The sequence below is a fragment of the Streptomyces sp. NBC_00209 genome, assembly GCF_045206345.1.
Taxonomy (GTDB): Bacteria; Actinomycetota; Actinomycetes; order Streptomycetales; family Streptomycetaceae; genus Streptomyces.
The window spans coordinates 5673197-5688660 of record NZ_CP108121.1 but is presented as its reverse complement, the minus strand read 5'-3'; the positions used below and the strand labels follow the sequence as shown (position 1 = coordinate 5688660).

General features: G+C 71.2%; 17 protein-coding genes. 7 read left to right on the top strand and 10 right to left on the bottom strand.

What is annotated here, in order from left to right; genetic code table 11:
- Positions 1-35: 35 nt before the first annotated feature.
- From OG867_RS25860 to OG867_RS25850, 3 genes are all read right to left on the bottom strand, one after another.
- Positions 36-236: a hypothetical protein gene (locus OG867_RS25860; RefSeq protein WP_018104730.1), complete on the bottom strand. Its 201-nt coding sequence runs from the start codon at positions 234-236 to the stop codon at positions 36-38.
- 145 nt (positions 237-381) lie between these two features.
- Positions 382-492: an SGM_5486 family transporter-associated protein gene (locus tag OG867_RS25855; RefSeq protein ID WP_328904281.1), complete on the bottom strand. Its 111-nt coding sequence runs from the start codon at positions 490-492 to the stop codon at positions 382-384.
- A 26-nt stretch (positions 493-518) separates the two neighbouring features.
- Complete coding sequence (locus OG867_RS25850) at positions 519-1808, bottom strand: CynX/NimT family MFS transporter (RefSeq protein WP_328899540.1); 1290 nt, start codon at positions 1806-1808, stop codon at positions 519-521.
- Between the two features lie 100 nt (positions 1809-1908).
- Here OG867_RS25850 and OG867_RS25845 point away from each other — a divergent pair, with 100 nt between their 5' ends.
- Positions 1909-2583 carry a FadR/GntR family transcriptional regulator gene (locus OG867_RS25845; protein WP_328899541.1) on the top strand — a complete coding sequence of 225 codons (675 nt, stop codon included), beginning with the start codon at positions 1909-1911 and terminating at the stop codon, positions 2581-2583.
- A gap of 10 nt (positions 2584-2593) precedes the next feature.
- On the opposite strand, the gene OG867_RS25840 is transcribed toward OG867_RS25845, so the two are convergent.
- The 3 genes from OG867_RS25840 to fabG all read right to left on the bottom strand — a co-directional run bounded on the left by OG867_RS25840 (position 2594) and on the right by fabG (position 4640).
- Positions 2594-2974, bottom strand: a complete 381-nt coding sequence (locus OG867_RS25840) for a hypothetical protein (RefSeq protein ID WP_406288889.1) — start codon at positions 2972-2974, stop codon at positions 2594-2596.
- 173 nt (positions 2975-3147) lie between these two features.
- Entirely contained in the window at positions 3148-3915 is a 768-nt protein-coding gene (fabI, locus tag OG867_RS25835) for an enoyl-ACP reductase FabI (protein WP_406288886.1), read from the bottom strand.
- Positions 3916-3920: 5 nt separating this feature from the next.
- Entirely contained in the window at positions 3921-4640 is a 720-nt protein-coding gene (fabG, locus tag OG867_RS25830; protein WP_018104724.1) for a 3-oxoacyl-[acyl-carrier-protein] reductase, read from the bottom strand.
- Positions 4641-4862: 222 nt separating this feature from the next.
- Here fabG and OG867_RS25825 point away from each other — a divergent pair, with 222 nt between their 5' ends.
- Genes OG867_RS25825 through tyrS form a run of 3 tightly spaced genes read left to right on the top strand, consistent with a single transcriptional unit; the run spans position 4863 to position 9094 of the window.
- Entirely contained in the window at positions 4863-6386 is a 1524-nt protein-coding gene (locus tag OG867_RS25825) for a TldD/PmbA family protein (protein ID WP_328899543.1), read from the top strand.
- Positions 6383-7777, top strand: coding sequence for a metallopeptidase TldD-related protein (locus tag OG867_RS25820; RefSeq protein WP_406288881.1), 1395 nt, complete (start codon positions 6383-6385; stop codon positions 7775-7777). The genes OG867_RS25825 and OG867_RS25820 overlap by 4 nt, the downstream gene beginning before the upstream one ends.
- 48 nt (positions 7778-7825) lie before the next feature.
- The gene (tyrS, locus tag OG867_RS25815) at positions 7826-9094 is read left to right on the top strand and encodes a tyrosine--tRNA ligase (protein ID WP_406288879.1); all 1269 of its coding nucleotides are present in this window, start codon (positions 7826-7828) and stop codon (positions 9092-9094) included.
- Positions 9095-9184: 90 nt separating this feature from the next.
- On the opposite strand, the gene OG867_RS25810 is transcribed toward tyrS, so the two are convergent.
- Positions 9185-9460 carry a GlsB/YeaQ/YmgE family stress response membrane protein gene (locus OG867_RS25810; protein ID WP_328899546.1) on the bottom strand — a complete coding sequence of 92 codons (276 nt, stop codon included), beginning with the start codon at positions 9458-9460 and terminating at the stop codon, positions 9185-9187.
- A 198-nt stretch (positions 9461-9658) separates the two neighbouring features.
- On the opposite strand from OG867_RS25810, the gene OG867_RS25805 reads away from it, so the two are divergent.
- Entirely contained in the window at positions 9659-10027 is a 369-nt protein-coding gene (locus OG867_RS25805; protein ID WP_328899547.1) for a DUF3099 domain-containing protein, read from the top strand.
- Between the two features lie 209 nt (positions 10028-10236).
- A complete protein-coding gene (locus tag OG867_RS25800) occupies positions 10237-10476 on the top strand; it encodes a hypothetical protein (protein ID WP_406288875.1) in 240 nt (79 codons plus the stop codon).
- 10 nt (positions 10477-10486) lie between these two features.
- On the opposite strand, the gene moaA is transcribed toward OG867_RS25800, so the two are convergent.
- The 3 genes from moaA to OG867_RS25785 all read right to left on the bottom strand — a co-directional run bounded on the left by moaA (position 10487) and on the right by OG867_RS25785 (position 13622).
- Positions 10487-11476 (bottom strand): GTP 3',8-cyclase MoaA, encoded by a 990-nt coding sequence (gene moaA, locus OG867_RS25795; RefSeq protein ID WP_406288873.1) that lies wholly within the window; start codon positions 11474-11476, stop codon positions 10487-10489.
- A gap of 152 nt (positions 11477-11628) precedes the next feature.
- Entirely contained in the window at positions 11629-13260 is a 1632-nt protein-coding gene (locus tag OG867_RS25790; protein WP_406288871.1) for a cation acetate symporter, read from the bottom strand.
- On the bottom strand, positions 13257-13622 hold the full coding sequence (locus OG867_RS25785; RefSeq protein ID WP_406288868.1) for a DUF485 domain-containing protein: 366 nt from the start codon (positions 13620-13622) through the stop codon (positions 13257-13259). The genes OG867_RS25790 and OG867_RS25785 overlap by 4 nt, the downstream gene beginning before the upstream one ends.
- A gap of 288 nt (positions 13623-13910) precedes the next feature.
- Here OG867_RS25785 and OG867_RS25780 point away from each other — a divergent pair, with 288 nt between their 5' ends.
- Entirely contained in the window at positions 13911-15449 is a 1539-nt protein-coding gene (locus tag OG867_RS25780; protein WP_406288865.1) for a S8 family peptidase, read from the top strand.
- Positions 15450-15464: the final 15 nt, after the last annotated feature.

The window sequence follows — 15464 nt, the reverse complement described above, 5'->3', positions numbered from 1 at the left end:
GGGTGTTGGAGGCTTCGTGCCCCCGGGGCCGGAGGTCAGCGGGTCACCAGCTCCACGAGGTGCCGCAGCAGCTGGCCGGTCGCCGATTCACCGGTGGCGGCCTGCGCCTGGCCCGGTCCGGCGATCAGCAGCAGGAGCGCGGCGAAGGCGACGGCGGGCAGCGCGATGGCCCACCACGGCAGCCGTACGTCGACGCCGCTCGGCTCCGGACGGGTGGTGTGCGTACGGGCCGGCATGTCCGCCTCCGTGGGTGGTCGGTTCTGATACTCAGAACCTACGGAGGCGGGGGCGCCGCTCCCATCCGGTGACCCACCCACTTCACCCTGACCCTGGCCCCCTAGGGGATGGTGGTGCTAGCACCACCCCGGCCGGGCCGGGGCGTCACGGGGATGCGATGGCGGCGATGACGCCGACGACGACCGTGATCAGCAGCATGGCCCCGAGGACGAGGAGCAGCTTCTTCTGACCGTTCTGGGGGTTCGGATCGAGCACAGGTGACATGGCCCCAGTCTCGCATCTCAGGATTCGTCCTCGATCGTCCGGTCCCGGCCGGCCAGCACGCCCACGGCCATCTGCGGCACCATCAGGGCGGCCATCAGCGCGATCGGCACGCCCCAGCCGCCGCTGTGCTGGTAGAGCACGCCGACCAGGAGCGGTCCGGGGATCGAGATCAGGTAGCCGGTGGACTGGGCGAACGCGGACAGCCGGACCACTCCGGCGCCGCTGCGGGCCCGCATGCCGATCATCGTGAGGGCGAGCGGGAACGCGCAGTTCGAGATGCCCAGGAGCAGCGCCCAGGCCCAGGCGCCGCCGGAGGGGGCCAGGTAGAGGCCCGCGTAGCCGGTGAGGCCGCAGGCGCCGAGGAAGACGACGATCGGGCCCTGGGTGCGCATCCGGGCGGCGACGCGCGGGATCACGAAGGCGAGCGGGACGCCCATGGCCATGGTGACCGCGAGCAGGACGCCCGCGGTGCCCGCGGAGACCCCGGCGTCCCGGAAGATCTGGGGCATCCAGCCCATGGTGATGTACGCGGCGGTGGCCTGGAGGCCGAAGAAGCAGGCGAGGGCCCAGGCGGTCCGGCTGCGGGTGATCCGGAGCTCCGGGGCCTCGGGCCGCGCGGCGGCCGGGACCGGCCCGTCGGCGGTGGCCCGGGCCCGCAGGAGCGGGATCCAGGGCAGGATCGCGGCGGCGGCCAGGATGGCCCAGATGCCGAGTCCTGCCTTCCAGCTGCCGCCCATCGCGTCGGTCAGGGGCACGGTCACGGCGGCGGCGAGCGAGGTGCCGAGGGCCAGGGCCATGGAGTAGAGCCCGGTCATGGAGCCGACGCGGTCGGGAAACCAGCGCTTGACGATCACCGGCATCAGGACGTTGCTGACGGCGATGCCCATGAGGGCCAGGGCGCTGGCGGCCAGAAAGCCCGCGGTGCCGCCGACCAGGGGCCGGATCACCAGGCCCGCGGTGATGGCGACCATGCCCGCGCAGACCACCGCACCGGGGCCGAAGCGGCGGGCGAGGCGCGGTGCCATGACGCCGAAGACCGCGAAGCAGAGCGGGGGCACGGAGGTGAGGACCCCGGCGACGCTGCCGCTCATGTGCAGCCCGTCCCGGACCTCTTCGAGGAGGGCGCCGAGGCTGGTGATGGCGGGGCGGAGGTTGAGCGCGGTGAGGACGAGCCCGATGGTGACCAGGCGCAGCGTCCACGGCGAGGGGCCGGTCCGCGGTGCGGGGGCGTCGGCGCGGATGGCTGCCGGGGCGCCGGGGTTCAGGGTCCCGGTCGCGGTCTGGGGAGTCGTCTCTTCGTCACGCATGAGGCCATCATAGAATCATGGGATGATTGGTTGTCCATTCCGTCCGCCCACCCAACCCTGAGAAGATCGGGCCCATGAGCAGTTGCGACCGAGGAGCACCATGGCGCTGACGTCCCCGAGGCGTTCGGCACTCGCCGACCAGGTGATTGCCCAGCTGAGGAACCAGATCACCACGGGCGAGTGGCCGGTGGGTTCCCGCATCCCGACCGAGCCCGAGCTGGTCGAGCAGCTGGGGGTGGCCCGCAACACGGTCCGTGAGGCGGTCCGGGCACTCGCGCACAACGGGCTGCTGGACATCCGGCAGGGCTCGGGCACCTACGTGGTCGCCACCAGCGAGCTGGCCGGGGTGATGCACCGCCGGTTCGCCTCGGCGGACCCGCGCCACATCGCGGAGCTCCGGTCGACCCTGGAGTCCTCGGCGGCGCGGCTCGCGGCGGTCCGGCGCACCGAGCGGGACCTGAAGCAGCTGGACGCGCTGATGCGGCGGCGCGAGGAGACCTGGGCCGCCGGGGACGCCGAGGCGTTCGTGGCCGCCGACGCGACGCTGCACCTGGCCGTGGTGGCCGCTTCCCACAACGACGTGCTGACGGGGCTCTACGCGGACCTGGGCGACCTGCTGCGGGACTACCTGCGCGGCGACGTCGGCCAGGAGTTGCGGCCGGAGAACCACATGGACCACAGCCGCCTGGTCGAGGCGATCCGGGCGGGCGACGCGGAGACGGCGGCCACGGAGGCCGCGAGCCACGCGCTGACCTGTCTGGCGGACCGGGTCTGAGGCCCGGTTCCTAGGCTTTGGGCGCCGCGCTGTGGGTGACCCAGGCGGAGGCGACTTCCTTCCAGCAGCGGTCGGCGAGGCGCACCGTGCGCCCCGGGCCGACGGTCACCGGCTTGGAGTCCGCGTCCACGTCCCACCAGCGGGCGCACTCGGTGTGCAGCTGGACGCGGTCGGCCGAGGGGTACGGGTTGTGGCAGTAGGCGACGACCCGGGAGCCCTCGACGGACGTACGGCACTCGGAGCCGGCGGGTTCGGGGCTGGGCGCGGGCGGCGCGGCCGCACCGGCGGCTCCGACGTGCCCGGCGGCGTACAGACCGGCGGGGACGAGCAGCGCGGCGAGGACCGCGCCGGAGGCCAGCAGGGAACGGGTTCGGTGAGGTGTGCGTCGCACAGCGATCTCCTCCCCACACCGGACCGGAAGTCCGGTTCCTCCACATTCTGCGGTGGATCGTCCGGCTTTTCGACCTGAGCGCGGCAAGGGCGTACGCAGGGGGAGGGACGACCGCGCACCGCCTCCGGGGGCTCCGGGGACGGTGCGCGGTCGGAACGTACGGGACCGGGAGGTCAGGCGCCCATCATGTGCACGCCGCTGTCGACGTGGACGATCTCGCCGGTGGTCCTCGGGAAGAAGTCCGAGAGCAGCGCGACGATGCCGCGGCCGGCCGGCTCCGGGTCCTTCATGTCCCAGGCCAGCGGCGCGCGGGTGTTCCACACGTCGGCGAGCCCGTCGAAGCCCGGGATGGACTTGGCGGCCATGGAGCCGAGCGGCCCGGCCGAGATCAGGTTGCAGCGGATGCCGTCCGGGCCCAGGTCGCGGGCCAGGTAGCGGGAGGTGGCCTCCAGGGCGGCCTTGGCCGGGCCCATCCAGTCGTACTGCGGCCAGGCGAACTGCGCGTCGAAGGTGAGGCCGACGATCGAGCCGCCCTCGCTCATCAGCGGCTTGCACGCCATGGCGAGCGACTTCAGCGAGAACGCCGAGACGTGCATCGCCGTGGAGACCGACTCGAACGGGGTGTTGAGGAAGTTGCCGCCGAGCGCGTCCTGCGGCGCGAAGCCGATGGAGTGCACCACGCCGTCCAGCGAGCCAAGCTCGTCGCGGACCAGGCCGGCGAGGCGGTCCAGGTGCTCCTGGTTGGTCACGTCCAGCTCGATGACCTTGGCGGGCTTGGGGAGCTTCTTGGCGATGCGCTCGGTCAGGGTGGGCCGCGGGAACGCGGTGAGGATGACCTCCGCGCCCTGCTCCTGCGCCACCTTGGCGGCGTGGAACGCGATGGACGACTCCATCAGCACACCCGTGATGAGGATGCGCTTGCCGTCGAGAATTCCGCTCATGGTGATCAGTGACCCATGCCCAATCCGCCGTCAACGGGGATGACGGCTCCAGTGATGTACGACGCGTCGTCGGAGGCGAGGAAGCGCACCGCGGCGGCGATCTCCTCGGGCTGCGCGTAACGCGCGAGCGGCACCTGGGCCACGATGCCCTTGCGCTGCTCCTCGGTGAGCACCTGCGTCATGTCGGTGTCCACGAAGCCGGGCGCGACGACGTTGAAAGTGATGTTCCGCGAGCCGAGCTCGCGCGCCAGGGACCTGGCGAATCCGACCAGACCGGCCTTGGACGCCGCGTAGTTGGCCTGGCCGGCCGAGCCGAGGAGGCCGACGACCGAGGAGATCAGGACGACGCGGCCCTTCTTGGCGCGCAGCATGCCGCGGTTGGCGCGCTTGACGACCCGGAAGGTGCCGGTGAGGTTGGTGTCGAGGACGGACGTGAAGTCCTCCTCGGACATGCGCATCAGCAACTGGTCCTTGGTGATACCGGCGTTGGCGACCAGCACCTCCACGTTGCCGTGCTTCTCCTCGATCTCCTTGTAGCCCTGCTCCACCTGCTCGGGGTCCGTGATGTCGCAACGGACCGCGAGAACACCGGCTTCGGTGAGCTCGGCGGGCGGCTCGCCGGAACGATAGGTGATCGCGACCTTGTCGCCGTTGTCGGCGAAAGCGCGGGCGATGGCGAGGCCGATGCCCCGGTTTCCTCCGGTGACGAGAACCGAGCGGCTCAACGGATCACCCTTTCGTTAGCGGTCTGGTACCTCGGAAACCTATCGGTACCGTCCGCGCGGCGGAGAATCGGCCCCTGACAGCGCCTCTGGCCGGGCACTGTCGGGTTCCTACAGTCCGAGGTCCCGGCCGGCCCGGGAAAATCGTCCGCGACGGGACGTGGGCCGTGCTTCACTGCCTCGTAAACGATCCCTGGGTATGTGACCGCGAAGGAGAGGCCGCCCGTGCCCCATGAGGTAGATCAGTCGTTCCTGGCGCTTCCGCTACGGGCCCTCGCCGACGCGGCGCTCGCCCGGGCGCGGGCGCTCGGGGCGGCGCACGCCGACTTCCGGTTCGAGCGGGTGCGCAGTGCGACCTGGCGGCTGCGGGACGCCCGGCCCGCCGGGGGCTCGGACACCACCGACCTCGGTTACGCGGTCCGCGTCGTGCACGGCGGGGCCTGGGGGTTCGCCTCGGGCGTCGATCTGACGATGGACGCGGCGGCGCGGGTGGCCTCGCAGGCCGTCGCGATGGCGAAGCTGTCGGCGAAGGTGATCGCGGCGGCGGGTTCCGACGAGCGGGTGGAGCTGGCGGACGAGCCCTCGCACGGGGAGCGCACCTGGGTCTCGGCATACGAGGTCGACCCCTTCGACGTACCGGCCGGGGAGAAGGCCGGACTGCTCGCCGAGTGGAGCGCGCGGCTGCTGGCGGCCGAGGGCGTGGCACATGTGGACGCCTCGCTGATGGCCGTGCACGAGAACAAGTTCTACGCGGACACGGCGGGCACGGTCACCACGCAGCAGCGGGTCCGGCTGCACCCGGAGTTCACGGCCGTGGCGGTGGACTCGGCGACCGGCGAGTTCGACTCGATGCGCACCATCGCGCCTCCGGTGGGGCGCGGCTGGGAGTACCTGACCGGGACCGGCTGGGACTGGGCCGGTGAGCTGGAGCGCATCCCCGGGCTGCTGGCCGAGAAGATGCGGGCGCCGAGCGTGGAGGCGGGGACGTACGACCTGGTCGTGGACCCGTCCAACCTGTGGCTGACGATCCACGAGTCGATCGGCCACGCCACGGAGCTGGACCGGGCGCTGGGTTACGAGGCGGCCTACGCGGGAACGTCGTTCGCCACGTTCGACCAGCTGGGCAAGCTGGCGTACGGCTCGCCCGTGATGAACGTGACGGGCGACCGCACCGCCGAGCACGGGCTCGCGACGATCGGCTACGACGACGAGGGCGTCGAGGCGCAGTCCTGGGACCTGGTGAAGGACGGGACCCTGGTGGGCTACCAGACGGACCGCCGCATCGCGAAGCTCACCGGCCTGGGCCGGTCCAACGGGTGTGCCTACGCGGACTCCCCCGGCCATGTCCCCGTACAGCGCATGGCGAACGTGTCGTTGCGGCCGGATCCGGGCGGGCTCTCCACGGAGGATCTGATCGGCGGGGTGGAGCGCGGGATCTACGTGGTCGGGGACCGGTCGTGGTCCATCGACATGCAGCGGTACAACTTCCAGTTCACCGGGCAGCGGTTCTTCCGCATCGAGAACGGCCGGCTGGCCGGACAGCTGCGCGATGTCGCGTACCAGGCGACGACGACGGACTTCTGGGGCTCGATGGAGAAGGTCGGCGGCCCGCAGACGTACGTACTGGGCGGCGCCTTCAACTGCGGCAAGGCCCAGCCGGGCCAGGTCGCGGCGGTCTCGCACGGCTGCCCGTCGGCCCTGTTCCGGGGCGTGAACATCCTCAATACGACGCAGGAGGCCGGGCGATGAGCCGCGTCAGCAAGCCGTACGAGATCGTCGAGCGGGCGCTCGAACTGTCCACCGCCGACGGCTGTGTGGTCATCGCGGACGAGGAGTCGTCGGCCAATCTGCGCTGGGCCGGCAACGCGCTGACCACCAACGGGGTCACCCGGGGCCGGACCCTGACCGTCGTCGCCACGGTCGACGGCGCCGAGGGCACCGCCTCCGGTGTGGTGTCCCGGGCCGCCGTCACCACGGACGACCTGGAGCAGCTGGTCCGGGCCGCCGAGGCCGCCGCGCGCTCCGCGGGACCGGCCGAGGACGCCCAGCCGCTGGTCACCGGGGTGCCCGCGTCGCCCGGCTTCACGGACGCGCCCGCCGAGACGGACTCCGAGGTGTTCGCCGCGTTCGCGCCGGCCCTCGGGGACGCCTTCGCCCGGGCCCGGGCCGGGGGGCGCGAGCTGTACGGCTTCGCGCACCACCAGATGACCTCCACCTACCTGGGCACCTCCACGGGGCTGCGGCTGCGCCACGACCAGCCGAACGGCACGCTGGAGCTGAACGCGAAGTCGCCCGACCGCACCCGTTCCGCCTGGGCGGGCCGCTCCACACGGGACTTCAAGGACGTCGACCCGGCCGAGATGGACGCGGAGCTGGCGCGGCGGCTCGGCTGGGCGGAGCGCCGGATCGAGCTGCCCGCCGGGCGGTACGAGACGCTGCTGCCGCCGACCGCGGTGGCGGACCTGCTGATCTACCAGCTCTGGTCCTCCACGGCGCGGGACGCGACGGAGGGCCGGACGGTGTTCTCCAAGCCGGGCGGCGGCACCCGGCTCGGCGAGACGCTGTCCCCGCTCCCGCTGACCCTGCGCAGCGACCCGCACGCGCCGGGCCTGGAGTCGGCGCCCTTCGTCATCGCGCACTCCTCCGGGGACGGCGGATCGGTCTTCGACAACGGCCTGCCGCTGCCCCGGACGGACTGGGTCGCCGACGGCCGCCTGGAGCGGCTGACGACGACCCGGCACACCGCGGCCCTGACGAAGCAGCCGCTCGCCCCGGCGATCGACAACCTGATCCTGGAGGGCGGGGGCGAGCGGTCGCTGGAGGAGATGGTCGCCGCGACGACCGGCCGCGCGCTGCTGCTGACCTGCCTCTGGTACATCCGCGAGGTGGACCCGGCCACGCTGCTGCTGACCGGGCTGACCCGGGACGGGGTCTATCTGGTGGAGGACGGCGAGGTGGTGGGCGAGGTGAACAACTTCCGGTTCAACGAGTCCCCCGTCGGGCTGCTGTCCCGCGCCACCGAGGCGGGCCGCACCGAGAAGACGCTGCCGCGCGAGTGGGGCGACTGGTTCACCCGGGCCGCGATGCCCGCGCTGCGCATCCCGGACTTCAACATGAGCTCGGTCAGCCGGGGCGTCTGACCGCCTAGACTGAACCGTCAAACGTATCGCTTAAGGAGCACTGGAACCGTGACGGAGATCGTCGACGAGCTGAAGTGGCGCGGGCTGTTCGCCCAGTCCACCGACGAGGACGCCTTGCGCAAGGCTCTCGCGGACGGTCCCGTCACGTTCTATTGCGGCTACGACCCCACCGCGGCCAGCCTGCACGTCGGCCACCTGGTGCAGGTGCTCACCATGCGCCGGCTCCAGCAGGCGGGGCTGCGGCCGCTCGCCCTGGTGGGCGGGGCCACCGGTCAGATCGGTGACCCCCGGCCGACCGCCGAGCGCACGCTGAACGACCCGGAGACCGTCGCCCAGTGGGTGACCCGGCTGCGTGCGCAGATCGAGCCGTTCCTGTCCTTCGAGGGCGAGAACGCCGCGGTCATGGTGAACAACCTGGACTGGACCGCGGGCCTGTCCGCGATCGAGTTCCTGCGGGACATCGGCAAGCACTTCCGGGTCAACAAGATGCTGACCAAGGAGTCCATCGCCCGCCGGCTGGAGTCCGACGAGGGCATCAGCTACACCGAGTTCAGCTACCAGCTGCTCCAGAGCATGGACTTCCTGGAGCTGTACCGCCGCTACGGCTGCACCCTCCAGCAGGGCGGCAGCGACCAGTGGGGCAACCTCACGGCCGGCCTGGACCTGATCCACCGCCTGGAGCCGGGCGCCGAGGTGCACGCGCTGGCGACGCCGCTGATGACGAAGGCGGACGGCACCAAGTTCGGCAAGTCGGAGGGCGGGGCCGTCTGGCTCGACGCGGAGATGACGACGCCGTACGCGTTCTACCAGTTCTGGCTGAACGTGGACGACCGGGACATCTCGCGCTACATGCGCATCCTCAGCTTCCGGACCCCGGCCGATCTTGAGGAGCTGGAGAAGGTCACGGAGGAGCGCCCGCAGGCGCGGACGGCGCAGCGCGCGCTGGCCGAGGAGCTGACGACGCTCGTGCACGGGGCCGACCAGTGCGCGGCGGTCGTCGGCGCGTCGAAGGCCCTGTTCGGCCAGGGTGACCTGGGCGAGCTGGACGAGGCGACGCTGGGCGCCGCCCTGTCCGAGGTGCCGCACGCCCGGGTCACCGAGCTGGGCCCGCTGGTGGACCTGCTGGTGGAGGCCGGTCTGGCGCCGTCCAAGTCGGGGGCGCGGCGCACGGTCAAGGAGGGCGGCGCTTACGTGAACAACGTGAAGGCCGTCGACGGGGAGGCGGCCCCGGCCCGCGAGGAACTGCTGCACGGGCGCTGGCTGGTGCTGCGCCGGGGCAAGAAGAACCTGGCGGCGATCGAGGTCACGGCCGGCTGAGCCGTACGCGTACCCGTACCGACGGAGAAGCGGCCGGACACGTCTCGCGTGTCCGGCCGCTTCGTCCGTTCCGGGAGTCCCGGAACGGATTCAGGTGCGCTGTCTGTTGCCCCGCAGCGAGGCGTACAGCATGTCGCCGACACCGACGACCACCACCGCGCCGATGAGCTGGAGGATATGGCGCGTCCAGTCGATGCCCTTGGTGTCGTTGACGCCGATCCACGTCGCGACAGCATTTCCGAGGATGCTGCCGACCATGCCGCAGATGACCGTCAGCCAGAGGGGGATCTGCTGCTTGCCCGGCAGGATCGCCTTGGCGATCAGTCCGAGCACCAAGCCCACGATGATTGCCCACAACCAGCCCATGTGCTGCCTCCTTGTGCGACGCCGTGTCGCGCATGTCCCGCCCAGTGTCGACGCTGCGGCGCGCCACCGCATGTCGTGCGGGTCCGTGCGGGCGAGGGCCGGAATGTACGCAATGGGCGTGCCCCGGTCTCGTACGCGCCGAAAGCCGGGCGTAGCGTAGGAGCGGCCGGTCCGGGTCCGGGGAAGGTTGGTGGGGACGTGGTGCGCAAACAGGGTGGTGCGGAGGTCTTCCGGATCACGGGGGCCCGGCAGGGGCTCGCCGATGACGTGCGCGGCAGACAGCGCCGCTATGTGATCTCGATGTCGGTGCGCACGGTGTCGGTGGTGGCCGCCGCGGTCCTGTGGAACGTGGAGCGGCACATCGCGTTCGTGGCGCTCGGCCTCGGGGTGCTGCTGCCGTACGTGGCCGTCGTCATCGCCAACGCGGGCCGCGAGACCAGCCCCTCGCTGCCGTCCACGTTCGCCCTGCCGCCCCAGTCGCACCCGGCGCTCGAAGCCGGTGCGGCGACGCCCTCACCGCAGTCCGGACGCGGTTTCCGGTCTTCGGATGGGCCGGAGCACGGCTGAACCCACGGCGGGCCCAAGCTCAAGAAAAGCTCAGATCAATCATGAAGTTCCGGTGCACCGCGGCAGGGTGTGCGTGACATACTTTGCAGGCGCTCCGCATCCCCCGTCGGAGCGACGGACCGACGCCGGGCAGCTCCCCCCGTGGCTGCCCGGCGTCGCCTTTTCCCCCGCTTTCTTTCCCGCAGGGGACGCGTCCTAGGGTTGGGTCCGTGAACTCCCCCGAATCCGCCGAGAATCCCGCCCCCCTGTGTTCGGCCAAGGGCTGCCGGGCCGACGCCGTCTGGGTGCTGGCCTGGAACAACCCGAAGCTGCACACGCCGGAGCGCCGCAAGACGTGGCTGGCCTGCGAGGAGCACCGGGAGCACCTGTCCTCGTTCCTCGGGGCGCGGGGCTTCCTCAAGGACGTGGTGACGCTGGCGGAGTGGGAGTCGCGCCCCACCTCCCCGTAAGGGGGTGGGGTCAGCCGCCGATCGCGGACATGGGGCGGTCGGGCTGGAGGAAGCTCGGGTCGTCGAGGCCGGACCCGGCCTTCTTGCCCCACATCGCCTGCTTCCAGATACGGGCGATCTCCTCGTCGGGCGCGTCCGAGCGCAGCGCCCCGCGCAGGTCGGTCTCCTCGCGGGCGAACAGGCAGGTGCGGACCTGTCCGTCGGCGGTGAGCCGGGTGCGGTCGCAGGCCCGGCAGAAGGGGCGGGTGACGGAGGCGATGACGCCGACCCGGTGCGGTCCGCCGTCGACGGTCCAGCGCTCGGCGGGGGCGGAGCCGCGCTCGCCGTCGTCCTCCGGGGTGAGGTCGAAGCGGGTGCGCAGCGAGGCGAGGATGTCGCCCGCGGTGATCATGCCGTCGCGCTTCCAGCCGTGCTGGGCGTCCAGCGGCATCTGCTCGATGAAGCGGAGCTCGTAACCGTGCTCGACGGCCCAGGCGAGCAGGTCGGGGGCCTCGTCGTCGTTGAGCCCCGGCATCAGGACGGTGTTGACCTTGACGGGGGTGAGTCCGGCCTCGCGGGCGGCCTCCAGACCGGCCAGCACGTCGTGGTGGCGGTCGCGGCGGGTGAGGGTCTTGAACGCCTCGGGCCGCAGGGTGTCGAGCGAGACGTTGACCCGGTCGAGTCCGGCGTCCTTGAGGGCGGCGGCGGTCCGCTTCAGCCCGATGCCGTTGGTGGTGAGGGACATCCTCGGGCGGGGGTCCAGCTCGGCGCAGCGCTGGACGATGGAGACGAGGCCGGGGCGCAGCAGCGGTTCGCCGCCGGTGAAGCGGACCTCGGTGACGCCGAGCGTGGTGACGGCGATGCGGACCAGCCGGACGATCTCGTCGTCGGTGAGCAGGTCGGGCTTGCCCAGCCACTGCAGGCCCTCCTCGGGCATGCAGTAGGTGCAGCGCAGGTTGCACCGGTCGGTGAGCGAGACGCGCAGGTCGGTGGCGACCCTGTCGTAGGTGTCGATGAGCATGGTGGGCCCCCTCCCCCGGTGACTTCCCGGTCGCGGTAGCTGACTCTTTCGAGCCTACGCGAGACCGGAGGCGGCGGAGGGGGCCCGTTTGGCACGAGGTGCGGCGAGGCCGCGTCGTAGGACCCTACGACGCAGCCTCGTACGGGCACGGGTCAGTGGGCTCCGATGCCGGTGAGGGACTTGACCTCCAGTTCGGCGTACTTGCCCTTGTCGGGCTCCTCCTTGGACAGGAGCGAGCCGATCCAGCCGAGCAGGAAGCCGAGCGGGATGGAGATCAGGCCGGGGTTCTCCAGCGGGAACCAGGCGAAGTCGACGCCCTTGAACATCGAGGACTTCTCGTTGCCGGAGACGACCGGCGAGAACAGCACCAGGATCACGGAGGAGGCCAGGCCGCCGTAGATCGACCACAGCGCGCCCTGGGTGGTGAAGCGCTTCCAGAAGAGGCTGTAGAGGAGCGTCGGCAGGTTGGCGGACGCGGCGACGGCGAAGGCCAGGGCGACGAGCCCGGCGACGTTCATGTCGCGGGCGAAGACACCGAGGACGATCGCGGCGGCGCCGATGAAGACGGTGGACCAGCGGGCGGCCTTCATCTCCTCCTGCTCGGTGGCCTGGCCCTTGCGGATGACGTTGGCGTAGATGTCGTGCGCGAAGGAGGACGAGGAGGCGAGGGTCAGTCCGGCGACGACGGCGAGGATGGTGGCGAAGGCGACCGCGGAGATGACGGCGAGCATGACCGCGCCGCCGGTGGTGCCGACACCGCCGAGGTATTCGGCGAGTTGCGGGGCGGCGGTGTTGCCGGGCGCCGCGATGTTCTTCGGGCCGATGAGCGCGGCGGCGCCGAAGCCCAGGGCGATGGTCATCAGGTAGAAGGCGCCGATGATGCCGATGGCCCAGTTGACGGACTTACGGGCGGCCTTGGCGGTGGGCACGGTGTAGAAGCGGATCAGGATGTGCGGGAGCCCCGCGGTGCCGAGGACCAGGGCGAGGCCGAGGGAGAGGAAGTCCAGCTTCGAGGTGCCGGTGGCGCCGTACTTCAGGCCGGGCTCCAGGAACGCGGAGCCGTGGCCGCTCTTCTCGGCGGCGGTGCCCAGCAGGTCGGAGACGTTGAAGTCGAACTTCCACAGCACCATGAGGGTCATCAGGAGGGCGCCGGCGATGAGCAGGACGGCCTTGACCATCTGGACCCAGGTGGTGCCCTTCATGCCGCCGATGGTGACGTAGACGATCATCAGTACGCCGACCAGCGCAACGATGAGGATCTTTCCGCCGTCGCTGCTGATGCCGAGGAGCAGGGTGACCAGTGCTCCGGCGCCCGCCATCTGCGCCAGCAGGTAGAAGATCGACACGATGATGGTGGAGACGCCCGCCGCGGTGCGCACCGGGCGCTGGCGCATCCGGTAGGCGAGGACGTCGCCCATGGTGTAACGGCCCGAGTTGCGCAGGGGTTCGGCGACGAGCAGGAGCGCCACCAGCCAGGCGACGAGGAAGCCGATGGAGTAGAGGAAGCCGTCGTAGCCGAAGAGGGCGATGGCGCCGGCGATGCCGAGGAAGGACGCGGCGGACATGTAGTCGCCGGAGACCGCGAGTCCGTTCTGGAAGGCGGTGAACTGCCGCCCGCCCGCGTAGAAGTCGGAGGCGCTGCGGGTCTGGCGGCCGGCCCAGACGGTGATGCCGAGGGTGGCGGCGACGAAGACCGCGAACAGCGTGATGATGAGCGGCCGGTGCTCGCTGGTGGACGAGGCGGCGAGGGTCACGGCGGTGTGGGAGTGGTACGCGGCGCTCATACGTCGGCCTCCATACGGGACTTGATGGCCTCGGCCTTCGGGTCGAGCTTCGCGTTGGCGTGGCGCGAGTAGAGCCAGGCGATGAGGAAGGTGGTGACGAACTGGGCGAGGCCGAAGACGAAGGCCACGTTGATGTTGCTGAAGACCTTGGTGCCCATGAAGCCGCCCGCGTAATTGGAGAGCAGCACGTACAGCAGGTACCAGAGGACGAAGGCGACGGTCAGCGGGAAGGCGAACGAGCGGTGGGCGCGGCGCAGTTCGCCGAACTCCGCGCTGCCTTGCTCCGCGAGGAACGCCTCGGTCGTGGGCTGGGCAGGGCTCTTCTCCGGACCGCCCTCGGGCGGCGGTGCATCGGTAGCCACGGATTCTCCTCGCGACGCGGGTGCGGTGGTGGGGACGGTCGGTTGCACTGGGGACCTCGTGTTCGGGGGGTGGTGGTGCGCTTCCCCTGACAACGGCACGCAACGCGCGGCGAAGCGGTTCACTTGGGTTCGCCGCTTCTCTTCGCCACCCCTTCGGGGGGTCCGATGTGCACGTGTTCGCGCGAATCGATTGATGTGCCGGGATGATCGGCGCTAGCTTCACTGGTCATGTACGCGACCGGACACGCCTGGTGTCCGGTCGGCTGACACGGATGAAGTGGAGACCCCATGGCTCATCTGGGATCCGGACGGACGCGCGCACTGACGCTGCCCGTCGGATTGGCCCTCACCGCCTCGCTCGGCTTCCTGCCGGCGGGGGTCGCCTCCGCCGCCCCGGAGGGGCACGGTGCCCCCGCGGCGGCGGTGCCGGCGGACGGACCGGAACTGTCGTACGTGGTCAACACCCAGGGCGGTCCGGGCACCGTCAGGCAGGTGCGCAAGGCGATAGAACGGGCCGGCGGCACGGTGGTGATCGCCTACGACCGGATCGGCGTCATCGTCGTCCACTCGACGAACCCGGACTTCGCGAAGACGGTCCGGAAGGTCAGGGGCGTCCAGTCGGCGGGTGCCACGCGCACCAACCCGATCGTGCCCCAGGCCACCAAGGACATCGGGGTCGAGCAGCCCCTGACGGCGGCGCAGGAGAAGGCCGCGGCGGCGAAGGCGACGGCGGACCAGGACCCGATGGAGCCGTTGCAGTGGGACCTGCCGGCCATCAAGGCGGACAAGGCCCACCAGAAGTCGCTGGGCAGCTCCGAGGTGACCGTCGCGGTCATCGACACCGGCGTGGACGACACCCACCCGGACCTCGCGCCCAACTTCGACCGCGCGGCCTCCGCGAACTGCGCGTCGGGCGCACCGGACACCACGGACGGCGCCTGGCGTCCGAACCCCGGCGAGAGCGACCACGGCACCCATGTCGCCGGCACCATCGCGGCGGCCAAGAACGGCATCGGCGTGACGGGCGTGGCGCCGGGCGTGAAGGTGTCCGGCATCAAGGTCGCCAACCCGGACGGCTTCTTCTACACCGAGTCCGTCGTCTGCGGCTTCGTCTGGGCGGCCGAGCACGGGGTGGACGTCACCAACAACAGCTATTACACCGACCCGTGGATGTACAACTGCAAGAACGACCCGGACCAGGGCGCCCTGGTCGAAGCCGTGTACCGGGCCACCCGGTACGCCGAGCTGAAGGGCGCGGTCAACGTCGCGGCCGCCGGGAACTCCGCCGAGGACCTGGCGGCGGACTCCATCGAGGACACGACCAGCCCGAACGACTCCACCCCGGGCGGCCGGACCGTCGACCCGCGCCAGTGCCTGGACATCCCGACGATGCTCCCGGGCGTCGTCACGGTCTCGGCGACGGGCGCGAAGGGCCTGAAGGCGTCGTACTCGAACTACGGGAACGGGGTCATCGACGTGGCCGCGCCCGGCGGGGACTCGACCATCTACCAGACCCCCGAGCCCCCGGCGACGAGCGGCCTCATCCTCTCGACGCTGCCGGGCGGCACGTACGGCTACAAGGCCGGTACGTCGATGGCGTCCCCGCATGTCGCCGGTGTCGTGGCCCTGATCAAGTCGAAGCACCCGTACGCCCCGCCCGCCGCCGTCAAGGCGCTGCTGGCGCTGGAGGCGGACGCGAAGGCGTGCGACGCGCCGTACGACATCGACGGTGACGGCACGGCCGACGCGGTCTGCGAGGGCGGCAAGAACCGCAACGGCTTCTATGGGGCCGGTGTGGTCGACGCGCTGGACGCCGTGCGCTGGTGAGCCCGGGGTCCGGGG